Consider the following 23945-nt stretch of genomic DNA (forward strand, 5'->3'; position numbering starts at 1 on the left):
GGTTTGGATTAGAAAGCCGTGAAGGGGATCACCTGACGGTGTTGGCGTAAGTGCCAGCAAGGCTGCTTCAAGGTCGGGAGAGAAGAGGGGGATGTTTCATTTTAAAAAGGCTCTGGCCTCCTGGGAGGAGATCAGAGCCTTTTGGTTGTTCGCTTATTTAGTTGTTGCGACGATCTTTCAAGATGACATCTGCGAACAAAATAGTTTTCGGGATGCGGAAAAATTGCTCCGCTTGTTCCTGAAACGCAGCGGAAGGCAGTGTTCCCTGATGCAGCCATTTGCGGAAAGTGCCGGGATGAACCCCGATCCAGTGGCTGACATCTGTCACCGACAAATCATGGACCATACACAAGCCTGTCAAGATACGGTTACTAACCGGAGAACGGGTCACTGTACGCTTCATGAAGCGAGATGACTCGGGTTGACATATGACAGGGCTATTACGCACAACTTCCTCATTAAAAAGAATGTGGCGGGGATAGCCGAGCAATTGGCAGGTCTTGTCCAAATTGGTACTGCCGGGTATCCGTCCTTCATATACCCACGCACTGACACTGCGTGAAGAGATGGAAAGGTCTTCTGCGAGCTGGGACAATTTGATATCATTGGCCATCAGCACGGCGAGAAGAACACGATTACGGATTTGACAGCGTGTCGGTTTTCGGAATCGTTTAACACGGACGCCTTTTCCCAAGTATTTACGGTTGATCAGAGACCACGCCTGGATGGAATGTTGTTCTGGTTGATTAGGCATATTTCCTCCGATTTTTTTTAACCAAATACTACAATAAACAACGGGGTACTTTCAAGTGCCGGGTTTACCTGTTTCAAATGCGTCAATGCGTCAATTCCTGATAAAGAGGGAACTACGAACTAGACCATACGCAATTCACATCCTAGTATATTCCTAGATTACAATGTTTCACTAAAAATGAAGGGACAAAATGAGCAGGATTAAAGATAATATAGTTCTAATTGCTTATTATTAGGTCTGAAGAACTTTTATCTATTTTTTGTTGATATGATGCGGTTTATTTCCCTGAATTCCCCAAAAATTATTGGATGTGCTTCAACGCATCCGGTAGAAGGTGTGCACAAATCTGAAAGATAAATCCGCAAGTTCAGCATGACATGTGACCTGTCAAATCTCTTACTTTTACATATATTGTAGGGTACTCAAGTAAAGGGAGAGGTGAGGAACGTGAATCTGTCTGTGAATACCTTTGCTGCCATCTCGGGAGCGATAGTTACGTTTGCTTTTGGTGGATGGGATCAATTGCTGAGCCTGCTCGCGGTCGCGATGGCTGTGGATTATGTCACAGGTTTGGCAGCTGCGGTGAGAAGTGGTACGGGGTTGAATAGCAACATTGGCTTCTGGGGGCTTGCTCGCAAAGGGCTCATGCTGACCGTTGTCTTGCTTGCTCACCGAATTGACCTGATCATGGGAACCGATATTATCAAGGGAGGAGCTATTTATTTCTACCTCGTCAATGAACTGATCTCGATAACTGAAAACTATGCGAGAATCGGCCTTCCATTGCCCGGAAAGCTCAGACAGGCTATAGCAGTGTTGAAGAAACAGGAAGATCAGGAGTATTTGCCGGATCGGGAATGGTCAATTCCACAAAGCGAGGATAGTCTCCAACAGCAGGCTGAAACAGGACAAACTTCGCAGGATGAATCCGCGAAACAGGTGGAAGATGGTTCCCGAGAAAAATCCGAACCGAAAAGAGATGGTTCGGGTTAGTTTTTCTTTTCAAGAGAACGTTTCCAAGTATCCTTTCGTAATAGAGAACGTTATGATATATTTTGGATACATGAAAATTCATTCATTTCTACTATTATTATATTAAACGAGGTGCTTGCTCAGATGATTAAACATATTGTCCTGTTCAAAATGAAAGATCGCTCAACAGAAAGTATTGAAGCTGCTGCCCAGGTACTCCGTAATCTGGAGGGTAAGATTGATGTTCTGGTTTCACTTGAAATCGGGATTGATGTGCTTCGCTCGGAGAGATCGTTCGACATTTCACTCACGGCGGAGTTTGCGTCACTGGAGGATCTTCAGGCGTATCAGGTACATCCGCTTCATCAGGAAGTTATCAAGTACATGAATGAAGTCAGAGAACAGTCGATTGCAGTGGACTACGAGATCTGATCTGGTATTCAAACTACGTTGAGATAAAGGGGACTCTGCATGAGCGATTTAAGAGACGTTATGGAATTTCTATATATTTTTGTTGTGTTTCTAATCGCTTGTCCTGTGATGATATTCTGGCTTAAGCGAAGAGGGAAACGGAACCGATAACTCACTGAACGGGAAGTGAACGAATGTATTATGTGAACAGAGAACAGATTGCCCGCCGGCTTGCTGCTGTACCGGAAGTAGCTGAAGGGCTTCGCCGCGCAGCGCAGGCTTGGGATGGCAGTCTCATGCTGGGGATGGTTCAGGAACGGTGTCTTCATCTGGCGATTGAGATTGTTACCGATGTGGGAAGTTATCTGATTGATGGCTTCATCATGAGAGATGCGAGCAGCTATGATGATATTATTCAGATTAATTATGAAGAAAAGGTTTTTGACAATTCGACCTATGAGATCTTGCGTCAGCTTGTGACGTTACGCAAACCACTGGTGCAGGATTATTACAGTTGGGAGCGATCTGAGCTCCATTCGCTTAGCATAGAGTTGCCGAACATACTTGAACATTTTACTACACAGGTTAGCGCATACGTGGAAACAGAACTTGGTCCTTTCAATGCGGCACAAGCCGAGGGACAGCGCAAGGAATGAGGGAAATCGCATGACAAATGAATCAAAAGAATTCAATGAAGTAAATACTGAAAGAAAAGAACCGAATGAAACGCCTTCCGGATTCCATCCGGTGTATATGGTTGAGCTCCTGTTCCGGGAACGTCCGGAGGTAGATCGCCTGCGTTTGCAGGAAGCGATGATTCGTCATACAGGACAAGTTCGACTGGATGTGAAACAAGGAACTGGAGAGCAAGAGCATGAGATGTTAGTCTTCTACCATCTGGACCATAAGGTATCTTTTCAGGAAGGGGCTATCCCTGCTCAGACCTGCATGCTTCCAGTGAATGAAATCGCAGATCGTGCACGTTTTGGCGGAGCTGTGCAACAAGCATGGCATTGGCCGGAAGTGGGACAAGTTGTCAAAGCTTCGCGTTATTCCATCCGGATACATGATATGTTCACGGCTGCCATGCCTCGTAAACAGCGTTTGGAGCTGTTCCAGAAAACTGTACTGGCAATTATGGAGAGTTTGACCTGTGATGCGCTGTATTGGTATGGCAGTGATAAGCTGGTTGAACCGGAAGCTTATACGCAAGCTCAGGAACGTGAGGAACATCTGTATGCAGCTATGAACGTTCGGATGTATCAGGCTGGAGGTACGGAGGAACAGCGCGGGTTGGTCATGGATACCGTAGGATTGTCTGCGCTGGGTGTACCTGATGTACAGTGTCACTTCGTTGGTCTTGATCCAGATACGGTGGCACAGACCTTACTGGGTGCAGCGTATTACATATTTGATCAGGGAGATGTCCTGCAAGATGGACAGACGCTGGGTTCTTCAGGTGGACGTCGCTGGCGTTGTGAACATCAGGCGGCATTAATTGCACCAGGACGATATGTCATTGATTTGGACCCGGGTGATGAGCATGCGGCGGCTGATCTTGAGCCGGCTCGTCAGAATTGAGTTTAAATCCAAGACATTCTGTAGCCATTCAAAAAGGGCGTTCAGATTATTTTTAACATCTGGAGTGTCAAGTCAAGCATGTGCTGCTTATAATGCATCAACAGAGTAGGCATTCGCCCGGATGGCTGAGCGACAGATCGTTGCTTCTGATCCGGTACTTAAACCATAGTAAAGGGAGAGATGTGACGTGAAGGATTCTAACAAAAGTTTGTTGTGGGGAGCTCTTATTGGCTCTGTGGTAGGTTCTGTTACAGCGTTATTGCTGGCGCCGAAATCGGGTCGTGAACTTCGTCAGGATATTACAGAAGGTGCTCGTCAGGTATCGGAGAAAGGTCAGGAACTGGCTGGAATCGTGGGGGAACAAAGTTCACAGATCGTATCCAAGGTTAAAGAGACCGCAGATGTCGTGATTCAGGATATTCAATCCTGGCGCAATTGCGGCGAAGGAAAAGAAATTCGTATATCGGCAGCCATTGTAGATACCGCCGATATCGATAAAACAGTTGATGAATCCGGCAATGACATCGTAGCGAAGCTTCCTGCGGATGAGTCCAAGGACGACAACTAAGCAAGCTTGAGATAAGCAGGCTTTCCTCTATTTAGAGGAGAGCCTGCTTTGTTGCGTGTCCACACATAGAAGACGTGGCGCGGATTTAATTTGAACGCTGCGATGAAATCGGGTAAGATGTAGGTACCTTTTTGCCGGAATGTTCATACGGTAGGAAGAAAGCTCTGGGAAACAAACGTAATGAGAACCAATTCAATGAAGAAGGAAGCGGTGTGTTCGTGCAGCAAGCAATCGCTATATTAGACTCCGGTGTGGGGGGATTGACCGTCGCCAAGGAAGTGATGCGTCAGCTCCCGCGGGAAAAGATCATTTATTTTGGGGATACTGCCCGGACACCGTACGGACCCCGTTCGTCCGAACAAGTAAAACAATTTACGGAACAAATCGTTGATTTCTTGATCCAGTTCGATCCGAAGGTTATCGTTATCGCCTGTAACACAGCAACAGCGGCCGCGTTGGAGTATATCCGTTCCAAGGTGAATATGCCCGTCATTGGTGTTATACATCCGGGTGCGCGGGCAGCAATCACAGCGACACGTACAGGACGTATTGGTGTGATTGGTACCACGGGTACCATAGGTAGTGGGGCTTATACATCGGCACTTAAACAGTTGTCCCCCTATATTGATGTGGTCAGTCAGGCTTGTCCGGCGCTGGTGCCGTTGGTGGAACAAGGTGAATTTCGTTCCGAGCACACGACACATACGGTGGAGCAATCATTAGGCGAGATCAAACAGCAGCCAATAGATTGCCTTATTCTGGGTTGTACGCATTATCCCTTTCTCATGGACACCATTCAGGAAGTTATGGGACAGGAAGTGAAGTTAATCAGTTCGGCAGATGAAACGGCACGTGAAATCAGTACGATTTTATATGATAAACGAAAGCTGGCCAGTGGGGATGAGACTCCGGTGCATCAGTTTTTCTGCACTGGCGACCCTCGCATGTTTCAGAATATCACCCGTCGCTGGTTGGGAGAGCAGATCTCCAAGACTCCTGTTGTCTGGCAGGTTACGCAATTATCCTAGTTATACTCAAAATATGCATGAATCAGACTTTAAATTAATGTATTTGATAATGAATGATCCCGGAACTGTGAAGTTTCGGGATTTTTTGTCATGATTATGCATCAACAGGTGATGAACATGATTCATGTCACATGACGGACAACCCGACCTGCATACATATGTTACATAGACGAAGTTGGTGAGAACCGGACAGGAGACCTGTCTTTTCCTGTGGAAAGGAGAGCAACATGGAACTGCAATGGATTATCGTTCAGCGGGGAGATACACTGTCGCGAATTGCGTCAGCACACCATATGACCAGGGAGTTACTTGCTGCACTGAACCCGGAAGCAGCCGCCCAGCCTTACTTGCTGGCAGGTCAGATGCTGCGTATTGTGCCCGGGACAGGTCGCAGATATGCTGTACCGCCTGGAGAACGTGTAGGGGAGATTGCAGGGAGATTTGGTCTGGAGGAAGAAGCGTTGCGACAGGCCAATCCCGAAATCACCAATATTACCGACTGGGTTGGTCGCTGTATTCATATTCCGGTTTCGAATGGAAAAACTATTGTAAAGATTCAGGGAGAGTATGGTTATAGAGAATTAATCAAGGATATAAACAAGCTGGAGCATCAATACCCGTTTATCGAAACGGGGTCCATTGGAACAAGTGTCATGGGGAAGTCGCTGTCTTATTTGCGTATCGGGCAAGGGCCGAGACATATCCATGTTAACGCTTCTGTTCATGCTAATGAGTGGCTGACATCAGCAGTTCTGATGAAGTTTATCGAAGAGTATGCCGAGGCATATAGTGCACATGGGACATGGCATCAATACCAGACGGAACGCTGGATGAAAGAGACGACACTCTGGGCAGTGCCGATGGTTAATCCGGACGGGGTCGAATTGGTTCAGGAAGGTGTAGTCAATCACCACCCACATGCACAGCAGTTGTTAGCCTGGAATGCCGGCAGATCAAATTTCACTCATTGGAAGGCCAACATCAGAGGTGTGGATCTGAATGATCAATTTCCCGCCCATTGGGATGATGAGGTAGCGAGAAGAGGTGTGATCTCACCTGGTCCCAGGGACTATGCAGGGACAGCTCCATTAACCGAACCGGAGGCACAGGCGCTTGCGCAGTGGACGAAGCAACACACATTCGAGGCGGTTGTATCCCTGCATAGTCAGGGACAGGAAATCTATTGGAACTACCGTGATCTGGAACCCAGAGAGAGTGCTCCGCTGTCGCGTAGACTCGCCAAAGCTTCGGGTTACAAAGCGGTGAAGCTCGGTGGCAGTGATGCCGGATACAAAGACTGGTTTATCCAAGCTTTTGGTAAGCCGGGCTTCACGGTGGAAGTTGGGTTGGGTGTTAATCCGCTTCCCGTTGAACAGTTTGATGATATCTGTATCGAAGTGGGAATGTTGCTGGCTGAACTGTTATCTAATGGACAGTGAGGCAAGACCCTGAATGATGATGGTGTGAAACTTAACGGTAGATCATTCGTATAACAGGAACGGACGCTATGAGCGACGTTCCGTTTTTATTATTTTTTTTATTGTGGCTTATTATGACATACGTTCTGGATGGTTTTCGAACGGGTAATGATGGATGTGCCGTTTGGCGATATATATTATTATACGGAGGGATTCGCATGAAGTGGAGAAGACTGCTGTCATTCAAACGATGGACACAAGTTTTCAAAAGGCTCCCCCGGCTGCTCCGGGCTCCGCAGATTCCTTTGGGAGAAAAGCTGTTATTTATTATTCCGGCCCTGTTGTACTGGGTGCTTCCTGACGTGATGCCGTTTATGCCCATCGATGATATCGGGGTTACTTTGATTCTGATGAATTGGTTTGTGAGCCGGGCAGAACGTAAATATCCTGTGCTTCAGGAGGGTGCACCTTCTTAATATGCAGCTCATGAATCATTTTAACATTGAATTCGCATCAATGTTATTGCGAAGAGCGGTAACTTTCTTTACAATAGATGCTGTAGTTTAAGACTGCTGAAATTGTTGAAACCTGCAATTACAATATAGGAGATGAAGAGAATGAACTGCAAAATTACGCGTAATGCTGCTAAAGTATTGAAGCTTGAATTGGACAAGCCGGAGAACGAAGGAAAAAAACTGCGCGTTGTCATCACACATGCACATGGTGACCATGCTCACTACGGGCTTGATCTCGACACACCAAAAGAAAATGATACAGTTGTATCTACCGATAAAGAGATTGATGTTATTCTTGCGAATGACCAGCCTCTGTTGAACGGTGTTAAAATCGACTATCTCTACTTCCCTGAAGAGGGATTCGTTATTACGAATCCGTCCCAAGGCAATCACGGCGACCACTAAGGGCGCGAAGAAGGGGAACTCATGGCTAACGATATCCGCGTATGCGAAAAGTGTAATCATGTTCGATTGAAATCGATTGTGCCCAAGTTGCAAAAAATGGCTCCAGACACGGAGATCAAGATTGGGTGCAAATCCTATTGCGGTCCTTGCGCGAAACGTGCATTTGTTTTTATCAACGGTCGGTATATCAGTGCGCCGACTGAAGAAGAAGTGCTCGTCAAAGTTGCAAAGTTCGTCAAGTAATAGGATGTGATATAACAAGGTGAGTGAATGAAAAGTTCACACATCAGAAAGGAGGGGCTACCAGCCTCTCCTTTTTTGCGTTTGGGTAGCAATGAAAGGATAAGTTACTCTATAGCGCCCTTGTTCGTTTCAGTGATTTCGAAGGAATCTTCTCTAATTTCAATGGCGATGACGGTATCATCTTTTTTAAAAAAATGTACATGCCCCAGTCGTTCTTCCTCTAATTCCACCCAGCCTGTATCTGCTAACTTCTGAAAATAATCCATTGGCGGGTATAGTCCTTGCTCACCCCCAATATGCTTTAGTTCATATTTAACACCCTCTTTAAGGGTGGGATGATCGGAATAAGCTTTGCCTTCAATAAGCTTCGCATTGCTTGGAACCGGGATATCGGGGTTAATGGATGATTCTGTATATCCTTCTATCTCGTATGTTGCTGGAGCACAGCCTTGTACCCAGATGAGCAGGGGCAACATACAGAGTGTCAGTACTATTTTCTTCAAATGAATTCCTCCCGAATCCGCATGTTTACCTAATAAACGTAGTGAAAGCAATTAAAGTTACGATAAAATCATAAAAGAAGAATAAGGAAGGCTTGTGCTATCCATCCTAAAGGGGTAACAGGAACATGATAATCCCAAGGAGGAATACTCATGCCGAAGCGTTATGATTCCAGTTTGCAAGCCGATACCACCGTATCTCAGGCGCAAAATGCGGTGAACAAGCTTCATTATGCTGTATCTCAGGCCCTGTCACACCCGACAGCACAAACCATAGTACAGGCGGAACGTCGTCTGGCACATACGGAGCAGGCAATGCGTCAAGCAGAGCTTTCGCTCGGAGGACAAGGCGTTGAGTTAGCAGAAGAGATGTTCATCGAGGAGAAGAGAAGATTGAATTCAATCCAGAGTCAGCACGGTCAAGGGAATTTATAACGTTCCTGTCACATCAGAACCCGCAGGGCAGCAATGCTTTGCGGGTTTTTTATATCTTTTGCAACGACTCTCGATTCATGAGTTTACTCCGACAGTATGTCGAATGGTCGCTTAAAATTCTGTGAGAAGGTTAATAGAACGAGAGCAGGCAAAATTCCATACGGGAGGTACAGAATGACAAAACATATTACAGATTGTACGATTCTGAACAACGGAGTAACGATGCCATGGCTAGGATTTGGAACATATAAAGCAAAAGGTAAGGAAGTACAACAGGCGGTTGAGACCGCTTTGGAGGTTGGATATCGGAGCATTGATACCGCGTCTATCTATGGTAATGAAGAAGAAGTGGGACAAGCTATTGCAAGCAGTGGTGTTGCCCGTAACGAACTGTTTGTGACAACCAAGCTCTGGAACGAGGATCAGGGATTTGATTCGACGTTGAGGGCATTTGAAGCCAGTCAGAAGGCACTTGGACTGAATGTGATTGATCTTTACTTAATTCACTGGCCTGGCAGAGACCAGTATAAGGAGACGTGGAGAGCATTCGAACGTCTATATAGCGAAGGAAGCATTCGTGCGATTGGTGTGAGTAATTTCCAAGTACATCATTTGCAAGATATCATAGATGAAGGCGGCACGGTGCCAGCAGTGAATCAGGTGGAGTTGCATCCGGGTCTGATTCAACAGGAATTGCAGGATTTCTGCGGGGCGCAGGGGATTCAACTGGAGGCATGGAGCCCGATCATGAAAGGCAAGCTGAATCAAGAGTCCACCCTCAAAGCACTGGCCCAGAAATATGGGAAAACGCCAGCACAGATCATTCTGCGCTGGGACATTCAGAATCAGATTGTAACGATTCCGAAGTCGGTTACCCCGGAACGTATTCGTGAGAATGCGGACATCTTTGACTTTGAATTGACACCCGATGAGTTGAAACAGATTGATGCGCTGGACTCGGATAAGCGGACGGGTCCACATCCGGATCAACTGTTTTGGGATTGAGTGGGTAGTCGCTAACTGAATATACATGTTTGATGATCTGTTAGTGGAGGTTCCGGTTACGGATCGTTCTTTCGATCGCTGTTGTCTCCAAATTTTTTTGATTCCTCTTTTCAGAGGATAAAATTTGGAGACAAAGGCGAGCGCTTCGCTTCTTCAGAATCGATTCCGTCTCCTCCACAGTAACTGTTCATCAAACACAAAAATATACAATGAGCTAAGTTGTGCATAGTATAAACAAAAGCAGCAGGATCGGGGAGTGTTCCTTGATCCTGCTGCTGTGTGTGTGAATTAATTTTTTTTCGGAACTGCGCAGCCGTCATCTGTGCAGACACCGCTGCCGTCGGCTTCGGTTGTGTTGGACTCAACCATGGTGAACGGGGAACGTTCGTCCCATGCTTTCTGAATGGCGTCCAGGAACACCTCATCTGGCTGAGCGCCTGACACGGCGAACTTGCGGTCAAATACGAAGAAAGGTACGCCGCGGATGCCTAGTTGCTCGCCTTCCGCTTGGTCAGCGCGGACATTGTCGGTGAATTGATCACCGGACAGCACTGCCGTAGCTGCATCTTGATCCAAGCCAACTTCCTCTGCCAACTGAGCCAACACTTCAGGGTCGCCAGAGTGTTTACCTTCAATAAACACAGCTTGGAATATGCGCTCACTCAGTTCAAGCGCTTTGCCTTGTGTATCCGCCCAGTGTGTCAATCGGTGTGCGGAGAAGGAGTTCGTAGGGATCATGGCATCAATATTGTATTCCAGTCCTGCTGTGCGAGCATTGGCATTCATTTGAGCATTCATGCCTTTGGCCTGTTCCACGCTCATATTATATTTGGAAGCAAGATATTCCGTATTGGTTTTGCCGGGGTTCAATTCAGCATTTGGATCAAGCTCGAAGCTTTTGAATTGCAGCTTCACTTCATCACGATGTGGAAACTGTTGCAATACATTCTCCAGGCGGCGTTTGCCGATATAACAGAAAGGGCACAGGAAATCTGACCATATCTCAATATTCATTATGTTAAAACCTCCATTATCCATTTAGTTGAAACTAATATAGTTACAATTATAAAGCCACTTTCTATAATTCGCAAGAAGATTACGATTTATCCCGAAATGCCTTGGTCCAATGATAAGGCTGGATCTCATCCAGTCTTTTGAAGATCAGTTGACCTTCAGGGTCGTATACAGCAGCTTTAACTTCTTCACCCCAATAAAACAATCGTTCCTGACAGACGCCGCAAGGTGTGAGGACCTTGAATTCTGAATGCTCGTCATTACGAGCGATACAGAGGGAGTGGGTGACGCGCTCGTTCAATTTGTGGGCTTCCAGATAAGCTCCTGTTTCCATACACAGATGCGTGGCATCGTTGATGACCTCTGGAGCTACACTAATTAGCAGGGAACCTGCTTCGGTATAGACAGCGCCCGCACCGCCCCATCCCTGAGGATAACGTTGCTTCACAAAGTTGGCGGCTGCATCGAATAATTGCTGTTCAATATGGAGTGGTTCAGTATGTGATGTCATGTAATTAGAATTCCCCTTTTTGCAATCCAATTCACTTCATTTTGTGTATTTGTTTAGCTTAACTTGTCATTACGATAAGGCTTATTGCGATGTTACTGCTGAACTGTCTTCCTCTCGAAAGCGCTGAATCAGATCATAGGTAATTACGGTATCAGAGAAATGCAATCGCTTGACTGCTTCATCATGAGCGGGACGGCAAGCGTTGATATCTGTTTTGTCACGTGTGGACAGGTCATAACAAGCGCCGTTCTCGTAGATATAATCATCCGATGGAATATAGAATACAGAACCTTCCGTGAATGCGCCATTACGCAGCACAACCGTGCGTGCAGACCCGTCATATACGTCGTTACCCATATGATAATAGGACTGGTCAGGCACGCCGAGCAGATGCAGCACGGATGGCGTGATGTCCAGTTGTCCCGAAGGTTCGTCGATGGTTCCAACGGCTGCCCCATCCGGTAAATGCACCAGCAGGGGAACCTCGTTCATGATCTGTGCCATATCCAGGTCGTTCAACGAGCGTCCGAGAAACTGCTCGTATTGCGATTGTTCTTTGATTGAGTTGTCATGGTCCCCGTAAAACATAAAAATGGTATTTTCCCATAATCCTCGACTTTTCAGATCCTCCACCATCTTGCCCAGTGCCGAATCCACGTAATGTACGGATTGCAGATAGTCACCAAACATGGTTCCCTGAAACTCGCCTACATCCAGTTGTTGTTTCTCTTTCGGCAATGCATACGGATGGTGACTGCTGAGTGTAATGAGGAACGAATAGAACGGCTCGGTAACCTCACTGCTCATTTTCTCAACGGATTGACGGAAAAAGGATTCATCAGACAGGGACCAGCCAAGCGGGTCATCCTGTGCAAAATCATTTTTACTATAGAACTTGTCATACTTCATGTTCTGATACATCGTATACCGATTCCAGAAGCCGCTCTCATAAGCGTGAAATACGTTGGTACTATACCCGTTATCCTTCAGAATAGAAGGGAGGGAATCATACGTATGGTCTGCATATCGTACAAAGGCTGAACCGACCGGAAGTGGATGTAGGGAAATATTTGCCCCAAAATCGGCATCTGATGTTCTGCCCTGACCGGTCTGGTGGTAAAAGTGACTGTAATACTGACTTTCTTTCATCAGTTCATTAAAATGGGGCGTGATCTCCTGACCGCCAATGCTCTGGCCAATCATGAAGTTCATAAAAGCCTCACCCTGTACAATGATGACATTGCTGTCCTTGTATTTACCGAACAAAGCATCATTTTGCGGAGCGTTTTGCTGCCTTTCAGCGAAGAACGCCTTTGCCTGTTCAACATCAGCGGGTTCAGCCTCTGGCCCGGAACCGATGTGGTCTTTGGCATAGTTGTACAGATCATAACCGTGAAAAGCGAGAAGACCGGTCACATTGTACATGGATACATTCCACCAGTTGTTATCGAACAGGCCCTTGGCCCATGTTTTGCTGTAAAAATAAATCGGGCCAACGGCGAGTCCCAGTCCTAGCACAAGGGCAATGCTGCCAGCAGTGAGTCGGCGGCGCATCTGCCCTTTGCGATCGTTGAACGAATAACTTCCATAACCTTGAACCGATGCACTGGAGTGCTTTGAACGGTAATGTCTGCTGAACAGAACAATCGCTGCGAAAGGTATGACGACAAGCCAATCGGCAAAAAACCAGAAATCACTTGGGAAGATCAATGTAGCGATGCTGTCCCCCAATGCGTCAACCTGTCTGGCTTGCAACAATACCGGGATGGTCAAGAAATCCTGGAAATAGCGATAATACACCATATCGGCGTAGATTAGTGCGGTAAGCAGCAGGTTAAGCACGACCAGAGATACGATCATGCCTCTGCGAGGCAGCCACCATGTCCAGAAGGACAGGAGGAGCAATGATCCAATGGCAATAACTTTATCCAGAAGTCCCATCGTAATGTTATAGGCGTGCAGATTGTGATGAAGCCACATGAGTTTGAGCAGCATGAACACAAGAAAAATAAGGTATAACGTTAGTGGATGATTCAGAAGCCCGCGTGGCATGGAGCTGCGCGTAGGCCGAGTGACAACCATAATCTATGTCCCCTTTGTTTTTGTTGTTTTGTAATCGGAATGTAAAATAGGGCTCCATTCATTATAGCGTGACCTCATGGGTTTTCAACTACGCCTCTGGTAGAATCCATTCGTGGTCGATTAAAGGTGGATGAAGGAAAATTCATATGAACAGAAAAGCGCACAAAAAAAAGCGCCCCGGCCATGAGTGGCTAGAGCACTTTATAATTGGAACAATTATGAAGATTGTGGTGTTTTATTTCTTGGAGGTAGTGGGCCCAAATACTGATAGTACTGGGTTTCAATGCGTCCGTTGAACAATTTGCGACGCTTGTCTGCCTTATGACCGAAATATTCTTCAAAGGCTTTAGTTGACGTAATTGCAAAGAAGGACCATGTTGGCATGTCGAGATAACTGCGCCCTAAAGAGCGGAGTAACTTCTGAACTTCTTTTTCTTCACTTAAACGTTCACCATATGGAGGGTTGGTGATGATAACACCATATTCGCCTTGTGGTCTTGCGCGATGAGCGGGCAGAACACTGACTTCAATGTCTTTGGCGAAACCTGCGCTTTTGATAGCAGCCTGAGCTACTTCAATCGCTTCCGGATCGATGTCACTACCTGAAATCTGTAACGGGACATCGTCTCGCACAGCATCGAATGCTTCTTCGCGCGCCTGTTCCCACAATTCTTCAGGAATGACAGCCCAGTCCTCAGAGTTGAAGGTCCGACGGAGTCCTGGTGCAATGTTCCAGCCAATCATGGCGGCTTCGATCAGCATTGTGCCTGATCCGCAGCATGGATCATAGAAGGGACGGGATACATTCCAGCGACTGAGCTGAATCAGAGCTGCTGCAAGTGTTTCTTTGAGTGGCGCTTCGGTGACGAGTTTGCGATAACCCCGTTTGTGCAAGCCTGGTCCGGTCGTATCCAATGTAAGCAAGGCGCGATCGTTCAGCAAAATAACTTCAATCACATAGCGAGACCCATCTTCGGGGAACCACTCTGTATCATAGGTTAACTTCAGTTTCTCTACGATTGCTTTCTTCACGATCCCTTGTGATGCAGGCACACTGCTTAACTGGGATTTTTGAGAGCGACCTTCTACAGGGAATTCGCCGTCGGCTGGAATCCACTCTTCCCAAGGAAGTGCTTTGGTGCCTTCAAACAATTCGTCAAATGTCGTGGCAGGGAATTCACCCATTTTCACCAATACGCGGTCCGAACTTCTCAGCCACAGATTACAACGGCAAATATCAATATAATCTCCTGTGAAGAAAACCCGGCCGTTGTCGATCGTAACATCTTCATACCCCAGTTGCTTCAGTTCCCGGGCGACAACAGCCTCGAGTCCCATCGCCGAGGTTGCAATCAATTGCAATTGAGCCATGTGATTCATTTCAACTCCATTTCAAGCTGGAGAAGGATATCCTTCTCTCTGCTGTATAGTAACGGTGCGGCCTTGCCGCTTTCCGTGAAAAAACTTACAATGAGAAATGCGGTGAACGTATGCATTCCTCTTTCGAAGTGATGCACCAGTCAACCGCCTGTGTTGATAACAAACATTTATTATAGAACATTGGCATCCATATGGAAAGCAGTCCAAGTGTCCAAGGAGGATTTTAGTGGTGAATCTGACCCCTGATGAATATGTAAATCAATTATTTCAAGAGGATGACCTTTTGCTAAAAGTGAAAGAAGCTATCCGTTCGAACGGTATGCCGGAAGTTTCGGTGGCTGCTGCATATGGACGATTGCTCACGTTTCTAGCCAAGACATCCAAAGCAGAAGCTGCGCTCGAAATCGGTGTGCTGGGTGGTTACAGTGGGATCTGTATTGCACGCGGATTGCGTGAGAATGGAACCCTGACTTCGCTGGAACTGAAAGAGGAATATGCGGCAATGGCGCGTGGTCATCTGGAAGAAGGCGGTTTTGGCGAAAAGGTAGAGTACCGCATTGGTCCGGCGGCAGACAGCCTGAAGCAATTGGAGCAGGAAGGACGTACATTCGATTTCTTCTTTATTGACGCAGATAAGGAGAATTATCCGGTATATCTTGATTATGCCATTAAGCTGGCCCGGCCAGGTGCTGTTATTGTAGGCGATAATTGTTTCCTGCGTGGGCGTACGCTAAATCCGGACAAGCAGGGACCGGCTGTGCTTGCTGTTCGTCGCTTCAATGAACAGATGGCAAGTGATCCGCGCCTGGTGACGACGATGTTACCGGATTACGATGGGCTGGTACTTGCCTGGGTGAAGTAAAAGTGGATATTTCCTGAAGATAAAACTCCGATGGAACACGATCTCGCGCTTTTATGTTGTGAGGGGGATCGCGATCGGAGTTTTTTAGCCGTTTTTAATATTGGCCGTGTATATTCTGCTCATTGCAATCCTGGTTTTCTTGATTTTTTTGAGCATACACAAAGAAGAGACGACACACCTTGAATCACAGGGAGTATCGTCTCTTTCTTTGTATTTACAGATATTGTTGTAGTAATTCTTTCTTATACTTCAGGTGTTCCGTACGTTTCGAACCATTTTTTGATGGTGTCAAAATCATCACTGAAGGACAAGCCCAGCATCAATAATACACGAGCTTGTTGTGGACTCAGATTGTCGCCTGCAATGATGCCTTTGCCGCCGCCGTAGACACTTCCTGAACCCGTCCGAGTGGTGGTCACGAAAATGACACCTTCTTCGATGGCTTTGGTGCGCGCTTGTCCCATCGCTCTGGAGATGCCGCCAGCTCCGGTACCGGAAGTCACGATTCCTTTGGCGCCGCTATTCACGAAACCTTCGATCGCCCCGCCTCCAGCTTCTTGATACGAGATCGCAATTTCAACTTTGGCCAGATCTGCCTTTGTGATTTTACTTAGATCAAATACGGGCTTCGCTGTGCCTTCAGGTTTCAAGGCACGTGCAGGAGCGCGGTAGATTCGAATGTTTTCTTCATCAATATATCCTACAGCGCCGAGCATTGGGGTTTCAAACGTATCTGTCCGATAATCATTGGTCTTGGTTACACCACGAGCAAGCTGGATCGTGTCATTCAACATGAGTACAGTCCCGAATGAAGTGGTACGACCACTGCCTGCAAGCTTGATTGCGTTGTACAGATTGGCTTGAGCGTCAGAACCGATGACAGTCCATGGACGCATGGAGCCTGTGATCACGACCGGTTTGTCACTCTGAACCGTCATATCAAGGAAATAGGCGATTTCCTCCATGGTGTCTGTACCTGTAGTAACGACAACACTGTCATACATTGCAAGAGCTTTATCTACCGTCTGCGACAAGTCATAGAGGTCGGCCATACTATAGGAACCCGAACCTGAGTTTCCAAATTGGAGTGTGCTAACATCAGCAATCTTCTGTTTATCCGGTAAGGCGTCTACCATCTCTCCAATGGGAAGTGTACCTGCCTTGTAATTCTGGAAGCTGGTGGCATCTTCGGATTGTCCGGCAATCGTTCCGCCCGTTCCGATTACCAGTACATTAGGAAGTGCAGATTGTTTGGAAGAGTCCGGTATTGCAGGGATGGATGTATTGCGAGCCGGCGTAGTGGTTGCTGTTTGAACAGCGCCTGTTGTGCCTTTCACCTCTACCGTAGCTGCGTGTGCAGCGTAGGTACCAATGGGTGACAACGAGATGGTTAGTGCTGTTAAAGCTGCGGTGCTCCATACGGCCCAGGGACGAAGATTGGATGTTTTACTCATGAATAGCACTCTCCTTCAAGTCAGTGTGATGTTAAGTTTGTTAAGAAGAATATGTATACCATTTCAAATCGATTGTATTTCATGTTAAGTAATATGACAAACATAGATATAGGCAGAGTAATCGGTTACATTCATAGATAATGAGAGTAAAGTGATTGTTTATAAGCAATTATGAAAGATTATTCATTTTGGTTGAGAGAGAAAATAGCCGAGTTTGGTAGTTTTGAAGAAGTTAAACCCCTTTTTATGTTAATTAACATTACATAATGAGTCTTTTGTCCTGATAAAACGGAATATTGCGATAAAAGAATGTCGAATCGGGACGCATATCAGCAGTGGGTAACAGAAGGAGAGGGTGATAGCAGCACATATTAGGTAATGGGGCTCAATTACGGTCTAAAGATTGGTTTCGTTATAGAGTTATGTTTATAATAGGGATGATCAACATATGTAAATAAATATATAATATTGATTGGAGGAGAAACGATGAAACAGGCACCGAGAAAGTATGCGAATTACATTCCGATTCGGGAACTGGAGACTTTGGAAGAGAGGTTATCTCCCTTCAAGGTGTATGCAGAACTTCGTGATAACACTCCAGTCCGATATGATGAGCATCGAGAATGTTGGGATGTTTTCGGTTATGAAGATGTGAAGTACGTATTGAAAAACCCGAAACTGTTCTCTTCTGCTCGTGATCGTGCCAATACGAGCATGTTGACGACAGACCCTCCCAAACACAAACAGCTGCGTGATCTGGTGAACCAGGCGTTTACACCCAAGGCGATTGAAGCGTTGGCTCCGCGTATTCAGGAAATCACGAATGAGTTACTTGCTCCGCACCTGTCAGAAGGATACATGGAACTTATTGATGACCTTGCAACACCATTACCCGTCATTGTGATTGCAGAATTAATCGGAGTCCCTGCGGCGGATCGTCAAAAGTTCAAAGATTGGTCTGATGTATTGGTGAAAGGTGCACGTGATGATAGTGAAGAGGCCTTTCAGGAGTTACTGGAGGAGAAGAAAAGAAATATGCAGGAGCTGCATATCTATTTTACTGGCATTATGGAAGAACGTCGGTTGCAGCCAGAGGATGATCTGATCTCGTTATTGCTTGCTGCGGAGATTGAGGGTCAGAAGTTGACTGCAGATGAGGTGGTGGGCTTCTGCATTCTCTTGCTTGCGGCCGGTAATGAAACAACCACCAACCTGATTACCAATGCGGTTCGTATCCTATCTGAACAACCTGAGCTACAGCAGGAGTTGCGGGAACATCCTGAACGGATTACTTCTGCGATTGAAGAGACGCTGCGATATTATCCGCCAATTGTCGCGATTGGGCGGGTCGCCAAGGAAACTGTAGAGTTGAATGGTCAGACGATTCAAGCTGGAGAGCAGGTGATTTCCTGGGTTGGAGCTGCTAATCGGGACAGTGCCCAATTTGAACACCCGGAAGATTTCATCTCTGATCGCAAGCCGAACAGACATATGGGATTTGGTTTTGGCATTCATTTTTGTCTGGGTGCACCACTCGCTCGTTTGGAGGCAAAGGTCGTTCTTCATACATTGCTTCAGCACATGGAGCATATTCAGCTTGTGCCAGGAACAGCCCTGGAACCGATACAAAGTGCCTTTGTGTTTGGTGTGAAGCACTATCCAATACACTTCAATCGAATTAATAAATAGATAAAGAATGGCACATGAATGACAAAAGCCGCTCTCAGGCCAATTAGGCGCTGGAAGCGGCTTTTTCAATGGAACAGTAAGATGGACTAGTTAAGAAATAGATGGGTAATCAGGATTTCTGAATAGAAGCAGGTTTATTATACAATTTGAATCTGACCCAAACCATATTAAGCAGCAGCAGTCCGCCGGAGACGATAAACAGACCTTCGATTCCGATGAATCCTGCCATGAAACCTCCAATGATCGCTCCAAGCATGTTGCCTAACGCAAGGGTGCTCGTATTAAAACTGAATGCACGGCTAATCATGCTATCTGCTGTATAGGAACGGATCAAGGCATTGACGCTCGGAAGCAGGCCACCCATGAACACACCCATCATGAATCGGACAAGAATGAGCTGCCACACGGTCTGAACAAATGCCTGCGGAATAAGCATGAGTCCTGTTCCGATGAGGGAGAACGTCAGCACCTTGTGAGGACCTATCCGGTCACTCAGCTTCCCGAGAACAGGAGACATGGCCATATTGGATAGTCCCGTAACTGCACCGACAAGTCCCGCCCAGAAGGCCACATTTACATCCGAAGCATGCAATTTTTGCACATACAGCGGCAAGAGTGACATGGGGCTAATCATCGCAAACTGCAGCAGAAACGTCACAGCAAACAGTGCCGGAAGTTGAGGTGACTTGTTTAATTCCTTCAGACCGGACAATACGGATTGTGCCGGCAGTTTGGCTGCTTCTTGACGGTCGAATTTCTCTCTCACCAGGAACATGGCGAGCATGGAAGCAACAAAGATTAATCCACCTGTAATGTAGAAAATAGGGCGGAAGCCTACTGCATCAGCCAGCAAGCCGCCAATGAGTGGACCCAGGATTGTACCGGCAACTTGCCCGGACTGACTGATTCCCATGGCGAAACCCATGCGGTCTTTCGGAGTGGTACCCGATATCAGCGCAACAGCTGCTGGGTTAAAACCGGAGATTGTACCGTTAAGCAAACGCAATAAGAGAAGCTGCCAGGGGTTCTGTGCCAGACCCATAAGGGCAATTACGATGGCCATCCCGAATCCCGAACGAAGCAGCATAACTTTACGACCATACTTGTCCGACAACTTGCCCCACAGCGGTTGAAACAAAAATGAGGTGAGGAAATTGGCTGCAAAAATAAATCCCGCCCAAATGCCAATTTCATGTTCGCCAACAACGCCAAGATCTCTCGCGAGATACAGGGACAAAAATGGGGTAATCATGGTCATGCCCGAATTGACCAAAAATTGTCCGAACCAAAGCACAATGAGGTTTACTTTCCACGTTTTCAAAGTGCTTTCACTTCCTTTCAAAGATATTTCTGTAATTCTCTAAAAAAATCGATTCTTTCATTATAACACAATTGGCATATGGGGGATGAGTGTAAGGAATGTCATAGTATTGTCACGTAGAACGCATCCGCATGTGGTTGTTACAGCTGTTTAAAAAGGGCATAATGGTAATTATGAGTCCAAAAACTATTGGAGGCTTCTTACATGAGCTATAATGATCGACTGATTCGGGCAAGTTTCAAACAACAGGTAGACCGCGTCCCGGTATGGTACATGCGTCAAGCCGGACGTTACGATCCTGAATATCGCAAGATTAAAGAAAAGTACTCCTTGTTAGAAATCTGCAAACAACCCGAGCTGGCGGCTGAAGTTACACTCATGCCGGTACGCAAACTGGGTGTAGATGCGGCTATTTTGTATTCCGATATTATGAATCCGGTTGCCTCATTGGGCATTGATTTTGACATTGTTAAAAATATTGGACCGGTAATCGATAATCCTATTCGTTCAGCTGCAGATGTGGATCGACTACGCCCCATCGACGTAGAAGGAGATCTGTCACATATTCTGGAGACTATTCGAATTCTGGATAAGGAGCTTGACGTGCCTCTGATTACGTTTGCGGGCGCACCTTTCACGATTGCGAGTTATCTGATCGAAGGCCGACCTTCGAAAGGTTATATCCGTACCAAAACGATGATGTACAGCGAGCCTGAGGTGTGGCATAAGCTGATGCAGAAGCTTGGTGATATGGTTATTACATATGTCCGTGCGCATATTGCGAATGGCGGCAAGGCTTTCCAGTTGTTTGACAGTTGGGTTGGAGCACTTTCTCCCAAAGACTTCAGAACATATGTGTTGCCTACGATTACCCGTATCTTTACCGAATTATCGGATTTGAATGTACCGAAGATTTATTTCCCTGGTGTCGCCTCGGGCGAATTGTTGCCAGCGCTGCATGATCTGCAAGCCAATGTGATTGGGTTGGACTGGAGAGTATCGATTTCGGAAGGGCGTAAACGACTTGGCGGCAAATTTGCCGTACAAGGCAATCTGGACCCTTATTTGCTGACTGCACCGATGGAATTGATTAAGGAACAAGCCAAATTGATTATCGACGAAGGGATCAAGGAGCCGGGGTATATTTTCAATCTGGGGCACGGACTATTTCCTGAAGCCTCCCTTGATAAGCTCAGAGAATTAACGGCTTATATTCATGAGTATTCTGCCGAAGCATTAAAGACAGGGGTGACGATTACTAATGACTAATACTGTAGGTGTACTGGTGATGTCGTATGGCACACCAGAAAATATGGAAAGTGTTGAAGCGTATTACACACATATCCGCAGAGGACGTCCGCCTGAACCGGAGCAACTGAAGGAACTGACGGATCGATATGAAGCCATTGTTGGCGGTGTATTCCCGCTTCGGGAGAACACGGACAATCAGGTCAAGGCTCTTCAGGAGACTTTAAACCGCGATGAGCGTGGCGCTGATGTGGAATTCCGTTGTTATCAAGGACTGAAGCATGCCTATCCGTTTATTGAGGACGGCGTGGAACAGATGGCGAAGGACGGAATTCAGACTGCAATTGGTATTGTACTGGCTCCTCATTTCTCCACAATGAGTGTGGGCAGTTATATCAAACGTGCGCGTGAAAAGGCAGAAGAGCTGGGCGTCCATATGTCCTTTATTGAGAGTTATCATCTGCATCCGAAATTAATTCAGGCGCTGTCCACGCGTGTCAGTGCCAAGTTGGATGCGTTTGAGGAAGCTGGAGCAAAACGTGGGGACGTGAAGGTATTGTTCAGTGCTCACAGCCTGCCGGCACGTATTGTGGAGATGGGGGATCCGTACCCGCAACAACTGCTGGAGACTTCGGAAGTGATTGCCTCACGTGTAGGAATAACCAATTGGCAATTTACGTGGCAAAGTGCCGGACGAACAGCTGAGCCTTGGCTCGGACCGGATATTCTGGATACGTTACAGGAACTTTCGCGTGAACAGGTAGAGGATGTACTTGTGGCACCAATCGGGTTCGTCTCGGATCATCTCGAAGTACTCTATGATCTCGATATTGAGGCCAAATCGATTGCCAAAGAGATCGATATGCGCCTGATGCGTATTGATTCTCTTAATAGCGATCCTCTGTACATGGAGACGTTAAGCGACGTTATTATAAGCCAATGGCAGCAAGGGTCGGATGAGTAATGGGTGATAAGAAACGCCGTGTTGTTGTCGTCGGCGGTGGCCTCACCGGCCTCAGCGCGGCATTTTATATCCGCAAGCATTACCGGGAAGCGGGCGTTGAACCTGTGATTACTCTGGTCGAGAAAAGCTCGTCCATGGGGGGCATGATTGAGACACTGCACCGGGATGGATTTGTGATTGAAAAAGGGCCGGATTCCTTCCTCGCTCGCAAAACAGCAATGATTGATTTGGCTAAAGAATTGGAGATTGATCATGAGCTGGTCAGTCAGAATCCGGAGTCGAAGAAAACGTATATCATGCAGCGTGGCAAGCTTCATCCTATGCCAGCAGGACTCGTTCTCGGTATTCCTACAGAATTAAGACCGTTCCTGAGAAGCGGGCTTGTCTCTCCGGCAGGCAAACTGCGGGCGTTGATGGATTTTGTCATCCCGCCTCGTCGTACAACAGAGGATGAATCGCTCGGTTATATGATTGAACGCCGTCTTGGAGCTGAAGTGCTGGAGAACTTGACCGAACCACTGCTCGCGGGAATCTATGCAGGTGATATGCGGAGATTAAGCCTTCAGGCTACATTCCCGCAGTTCGGCGAAGTAGAGCGGGATTACGGCAGCTTGATCCGGGGCATGATGACAGGTCGCAAACCGGCTGAGACGCATACCGGAACCAAAAGGAGCGCTTTTCTGAACTTTCGTCAGGGACTGCAGAGCCTTGTTCATGCACTTGTCCATGAGTTGCAGGATGTGGATCAACGTCTGAACACCGCGGTGAAGTCACTGCAACGTCTTGATGGAACGCAGACCAGATACCATGTTGAGCTGGAAAATGGTGAAATGCTTGAAGCTGATGATATAGTGGTTACTGTGCCGACATATGTCGCGTCAGATCTGTTGAAGCCTCACGTGGACACAGCGGCACTGGATGCGATTAATTATGTATCTGTGGCCAATGTAGTGCTCGCTTTTGAGAAAAAAGAGGTGGAGCATGTATTCGACGGATCGGGTTTCCTTGTTCCGCGGAAAGAGGGTCGCAATATTACGGCTTGCACGTGGACATCGACGAAATGGCTGCATACCAGCCCGGACGATAAAGTACTGCTCCGCTGTTATGTCGGTCGCTCGGGTGACGAACAGAACGTAGAGCTTCCAGACGAAGCGTTGACGGATCTGGTTCTCAAAGATTTGAGAGAGACGATGGGTATTGAAGCGGTGCCGATCTTCTCCGAGATTACAAGGCTTCGAAAATCCATGCCTCAGTATCCGGTGGGACATCTCCAACATATTGCCTCCCTGCGTGAAGAACTTGGTAGCAAGTTACCGGGTGTGTACATTGCAGGTGCAGGTTATGAGGGCGTAGGCTTGCCGGATTGCATCAAACAAGCGAAGGAAATGTCTATTTTGGCAACACAGGCGCTTGCAGCAGATTAAGTACAGCAAGAGAGCTGTCTCACCGTAGAATTATCTACTGGAGAGATGGCTTTTTTCATATGAAGATCTGGAAGCAAAGCGAGTTAATCCCCTTTCAATAGATACAGTTCCAAGGAAAGATGGAAATCCAGAATATGCCTGATATAATGGTATGTATGGCT

24 protein-coding genes and 1 pseudogene are annotated in these 23945 nt (G+C 46.8%); 17 read left to right on the forward strand and 8 right to left on the reverse strand.

Going from position 1 to position 23945, the window contains the following annotated elements; genetic code table 11:
• Positions 1-157: 157 nt before the first annotated feature.
• Complete coding sequence (locus MKZ12_RS10115; protein ID WP_017689431.1) at positions 158-754, reverse strand: helix-turn-helix transcriptional regulator; 597 nt, start codon at positions 752-754, stop codon at positions 158-160.
• A gap of 447 nt (positions 755-1201) precedes the next feature.
• On the opposite strand from MKZ12_RS10115, the pseudogene MKZ12_RS10120 reads away from it, so the two are divergent.
• The 10 genes and pseudogenes from MKZ12_RS10120 to MKZ12_RS10165 all read left to right on the forward strand — a co-directional run.
• Positions 1202-1585 (forward strand): annotated as a pseudogene (locus MKZ12_RS10120) (phage holin family protein); the annotation flags it as partial.
• 285 nt (positions 1586-1870) lie between these two features.
• A complete protein-coding gene (locus tag MKZ12_RS10125) occupies positions 1871-2158 on the forward strand; it encodes a Dabb family protein (RefSeq protein ID WP_339241097.1) in 288 nt (95 codons plus the stop codon).
• A gap of 173 nt (positions 2159-2331) precedes the next feature.
• On the forward strand, positions 2332-2793 hold the full coding sequence (locus MKZ12_RS10130) for a HepT-like ribonuclease domain-containing protein (RefSeq protein WP_339260236.1): 462 nt from the start codon (positions 2332-2334) through the stop codon (positions 2791-2793).
• 10 nt (positions 2794-2803) lie between these two features.
• Complete coding sequence (locus MKZ12_RS10135; RefSeq protein ID WP_339260238.1) at positions 2804-3718, forward strand: DUF4261 domain-containing protein; 915 nt, start codon at positions 2804-2806, stop codon at positions 3716-3718.
• Positions 3719-3905: 187 nt separating this feature from the next.
• Positions 3906-4286, forward strand: a complete 381-nt coding sequence (locus MKZ12_RS10140) for a YtxH domain-containing protein (RefSeq protein ID WP_339241104.1) — start codon at positions 3906-3908, stop codon at positions 4284-4286.
• 218 nt (positions 4287-4504) lie between these two features.
• Positions 4505-5314 (forward strand): glutamate racemase, encoded by an 810-nt coding sequence (gene racE, locus MKZ12_RS10145; RefSeq protein ID WP_026081161.1) that lies wholly within the window; start codon positions 4505-4507, stop codon positions 5312-5314.
• Between the two features lie 233 nt (positions 5315-5547).
• Positions 5548-6753 carry a M14 family metallopeptidase gene (locus MKZ12_RS10150; protein ID WP_339261370.1) on the forward strand — a complete coding sequence of 402 codons (1206 nt, stop codon included), beginning with the start codon at positions 5548-5550 and terminating at the stop codon, positions 6751-6753.
• A gap of 197 nt (positions 6754-6950) precedes the next feature.
• Complete coding sequence (locus MKZ12_RS10155) at positions 6951-7208, forward strand: hypothetical protein (RefSeq protein ID WP_017689423.1); 258 nt, start codon at positions 6951-6953, stop codon at positions 7206-7208.
• A 141-nt stretch (positions 7209-7349) separates the two neighbouring features.
• On the forward strand, positions 7350-7652 hold the full coding sequence (locus tag MKZ12_RS10160) for a heme biosynthesis protein HemY (RefSeq protein ID WP_036670085.1): 303 nt from the start codon (positions 7350-7352) through the stop codon (positions 7650-7652).
• A gap of 21 nt (positions 7653-7673) precedes the next feature.
• Positions 7674-7895, forward strand: a complete 222-nt coding sequence (locus MKZ12_RS10165) for a DUF1450 domain-containing protein (protein WP_091032287.1) — start codon at positions 7674-7676, stop codon at positions 7893-7895.
• Positions 7896-7999: 104 nt separating this feature from the next.
• On the opposite strand, the gene MKZ12_RS10170 is transcribed toward MKZ12_RS10165, so the two are convergent.
• Positions 8000-8398 carry a hypothetical protein gene (locus tag MKZ12_RS10170; RefSeq protein WP_339260240.1) on the reverse strand — a complete coding sequence of 133 codons (399 nt, stop codon included), beginning with the start codon at positions 8396-8398 and terminating at the stop codon, positions 8000-8002.
• A gap of 150 nt (positions 8399-8548) precedes the next feature.
• On the opposite strand from MKZ12_RS10170, the gene MKZ12_RS10175 reads away from it, so the two are divergent.
• Both MKZ12_RS10175 and MKZ12_RS10180 read left to right on the forward strand, forming a co-directional pair.
• A complete protein-coding gene (locus tag MKZ12_RS10175) occupies positions 8549-8830 on the forward strand; it encodes a hypothetical protein (protein ID WP_091017568.1) in 282 nt (93 codons plus the stop codon).
• A gap of 174 nt (positions 8831-9004) precedes the next feature.
• A complete protein-coding gene (locus MKZ12_RS10180) occupies positions 9005-9835 on the forward strand; it encodes an aldo/keto reductase (RefSeq protein WP_076249922.1) in 831 nt (276 codons plus the stop codon).
• A 288-nt stretch (positions 9836-10123) separates the two neighbouring features.
• On the opposite strand, the gene MKZ12_RS10185 is transcribed toward MKZ12_RS10180, so the two are convergent.
• The 4 genes from MKZ12_RS10185 to MKZ12_RS10200 all read right to left on the reverse strand — a co-directional run bounded on the left by MKZ12_RS10185 (position 10124) and on the right by MKZ12_RS10200 (position 14813).
• Positions 10124-10849: a DsbA family oxidoreductase gene (locus tag MKZ12_RS10185; protein ID WP_339260241.1), complete on the reverse strand. Its 726-nt coding sequence runs from the start codon at positions 10847-10849 to the stop codon at positions 10124-10126.
• Positions 10850-10931: 82 nt separating this feature from the next.
• Complete coding sequence (locus tag MKZ12_RS10190; protein ID WP_339241116.1) at positions 10932-11360, reverse strand: cytidine deaminase; 429 nt, start codon at positions 11358-11360, stop codon at positions 10932-10934.
• An 81-nt stretch (positions 11361-11441) separates the two neighbouring features.
• Complete coding sequence (locus MKZ12_RS10195) at positions 11442-13442, reverse strand: LTA synthase family protein (RefSeq protein ID WP_339260243.1); 2001 nt, start codon at positions 13440-13442, stop codon at positions 11442-11444.
• A 216-nt stretch (positions 13443-13658) separates the two neighbouring features.
• Entirely contained in the window at positions 13659-14813 is a 1155-nt protein-coding gene (locus tag MKZ12_RS10200; RefSeq protein ID WP_310336624.1) for a class I SAM-dependent RNA methyltransferase, read from the reverse strand.
• A 238-nt stretch (positions 14814-15051) separates the two neighbouring features.
• Here MKZ12_RS10200 and MKZ12_RS10205 point away from each other — a divergent pair, with 238 nt between their 5' ends.
• The gene (locus tag MKZ12_RS10205; RefSeq protein ID WP_339260244.1) at positions 15052-15684 is read left to right on the forward strand and encodes an O-methyltransferase; all 633 of its coding nucleotides are present in this window, start codon (positions 15052-15054) and stop codon (positions 15682-15684) included.
• Positions 15685-15926: 242 nt separating this feature from the next.
• Here MKZ12_RS10205 and MKZ12_RS10210 read toward each other — a convergent pair whose 3' ends face one another.
• Positions 15927-17138, reverse strand: coding sequence for an asparaginase (locus tag MKZ12_RS10210; RefSeq protein ID WP_339241122.1), 1212 nt, complete (start codon positions 17136-17138; stop codon positions 15927-15929).
• Between the two features lie 486 nt (positions 17139-17624).
• On the opposite strand from MKZ12_RS10210, the gene MKZ12_RS10215 reads away from it, so the two are divergent.
• The gene (locus tag MKZ12_RS10215; RefSeq protein ID WP_339260245.1) at positions 17625-18827 is read left to right on the forward strand and encodes a cytochrome P450; all 1203 of its coding nucleotides are present in this window, start codon (positions 17625-17627) and stop codon (positions 18825-18827) included.
• A 109-nt stretch (positions 18828-18936) separates the two neighbouring features.
• On the opposite strand, the gene MKZ12_RS10220 is transcribed toward MKZ12_RS10215, so the two are convergent.
• Complete coding sequence (locus MKZ12_RS10220; protein WP_339260246.1) at positions 18937-20148, reverse strand: MFS transporter; 1212 nt, start codon at positions 20146-20148, stop codon at positions 18937-18939.
• A gap of 204 nt (positions 20149-20352) precedes the next feature.
• Between MKZ12_RS10220 and hemE the strand changes: the two genes are divergently transcribed.
• From hemE to hemY, 3 genes are read left to right on the forward strand one after another with little or no spacing between them, the layout of a single operon-like run.
• On the forward strand, positions 20353-21417 hold the full coding sequence (gene hemE, locus MKZ12_RS10225; protein ID WP_339260247.1) for a uroporphyrinogen decarboxylase: 1065 nt from the start codon (positions 20353-20355) through the stop codon (positions 21415-21417).
• Positions 21410-22360: a ferrochelatase gene (hemH, locus tag MKZ12_RS10230; RefSeq protein ID WP_221823324.1), complete on the forward strand. Its 951-nt coding sequence runs from the start codon at positions 21410-21412 to the stop codon at positions 22358-22360. The genes hemE and hemH overlap by 8 nt, the downstream gene beginning before the upstream one ends.
• Positions 22360-23784, forward strand: a complete 1425-nt coding sequence (gene hemY / locus MKZ12_RS10235; RefSeq protein WP_339260248.1) for a protoporphyrinogen oxidase — start codon at positions 22360-22362, stop codon at positions 23782-23784. The genes hemH and hemY overlap by 1 nt, the downstream gene beginning before the upstream one ends.
• The last annotated feature ends 161 nt before the right edge of the window (positions 23785-23945 follow it).

This window comes from Paenibacillus sp. FSL R5-0713, assembly GCF_037973325.1.
Classification (GTDB): domain Bacteria; phylum Bacillota; class Bacilli; order Paenibacillales; family Paenibacillaceae; genus Paenibacillus.

Coding starts and splice junctions, on each gene's coding strand:
- MKZ12_RS10115 (WP_017689431.1), bottom strand. CDS start 754: ATGCCTAATCAACCAGAACAACATTCCATCCAGGCGTGGTCTCTGATC.
- MKZ12_RS10125 (WP_339241097.1), top strand. CDS start 1,871: ATGATTAAACATATTGTCCTGTTCAAAATGAAAGATCGCTCAACAGAA.
- MKZ12_RS10130 (WP_339260236.1), top strand. CDS start 2,332: ATGTATTATGTGAACAGAGAACAGATTGCCCGCCGGCTTGCTGCTGTA.
- MKZ12_RS10135 (WP_339260238.1), top strand. CDS start 2,804: ATGACAAATGAATCAAAAGAATTCAATGAAGTAAATACTGAAAGAAAA.
- MKZ12_RS10155 (WP_017689423.1), top strand. CDS start 6,951: ATGAAGTGGAGAAGACTGCTGTCATTCAAACGATGGACACAAGTTTTC.
- MKZ12_RS10160 (WP_036670085.1), top strand. CDS start 7,350: ATGAACTGCAAAATTACGCGTAATGCTGCTAAAGTATTGAAGCTTGAA.
- MKZ12_RS10165 (WP_091032287.1), top strand. CDS start 7,674: ATGGCTAACGATATCCGCGTATGCGAAAAGTGTAATCATGTTCGATTG.
- MKZ12_RS10175 (WP_091017568.1), top strand. CDS start 8,549: ATGCCGAAGCGTTATGATTCCAGTTTGCAAGCCGATACCACCGTATCT.
- MKZ12_RS10180 (WP_076249922.1), top strand. CDS start 9,005: ATGACAAAACATATTACAGATTGTACGATTCTGAACAACGGAGTAACG.
- MKZ12_RS10185 (WP_339260241.1), bottom strand. CDS start 10,849: ATGAATATTGAGATATGGTCAGATTTCCTGTGCCCTTTCTGTTATATC.
- MKZ12_RS10190 (WP_339241116.1), bottom strand. CDS start 11,360: ATGACATCACATACTGAACCACTCCATATTGAACAGCAATTATTCGAT.
- MKZ12_RS10195 (WP_339260243.1), bottom strand. CDS start 13,442: ATGGTTGTCACTCGGCCTACGCGCAGCTCCATGCCACGCGGGCTTCTG.
- MKZ12_RS10200 (WP_310336624.1), bottom strand. CDS start 14,813: ATGGCTCAATTGCAATTGATTGCAACCTCGGCGATGGGACTCGAGGCT.
- MKZ12_RS10210 (WP_339241122.1), bottom strand. CDS start 17,138: ATGAGTAAAACATCCAATCTTCGTCCCTGGGCCGTATGGAGCACCGCA.
- MKZ12_RS10215 (WP_339260245.1), top strand. CDS start 17,625: ATGAAACAGGCACCGAGAAAGTATGCGAATTACATTCCGATTCGGGAA.
- hemE (WP_339260247.1), top strand. CDS start 20,353: ATGAGCTATAATGATCGACTGATTCGGGCAAGTTTCAAACAACAGGTA.
- hemH (WP_221823324.1), top strand. CDS start 21,410: ATGACTAATACTGTAGGTGTACTGGTGATGTCGTATGGCACACCAGAA.
- hemY (WP_339260248.1), top strand. CDS start 22,360: ATGGGTGATAAGAAACGCCGTGTTGTTGTCGTCGGCGGTGGCCTCACC.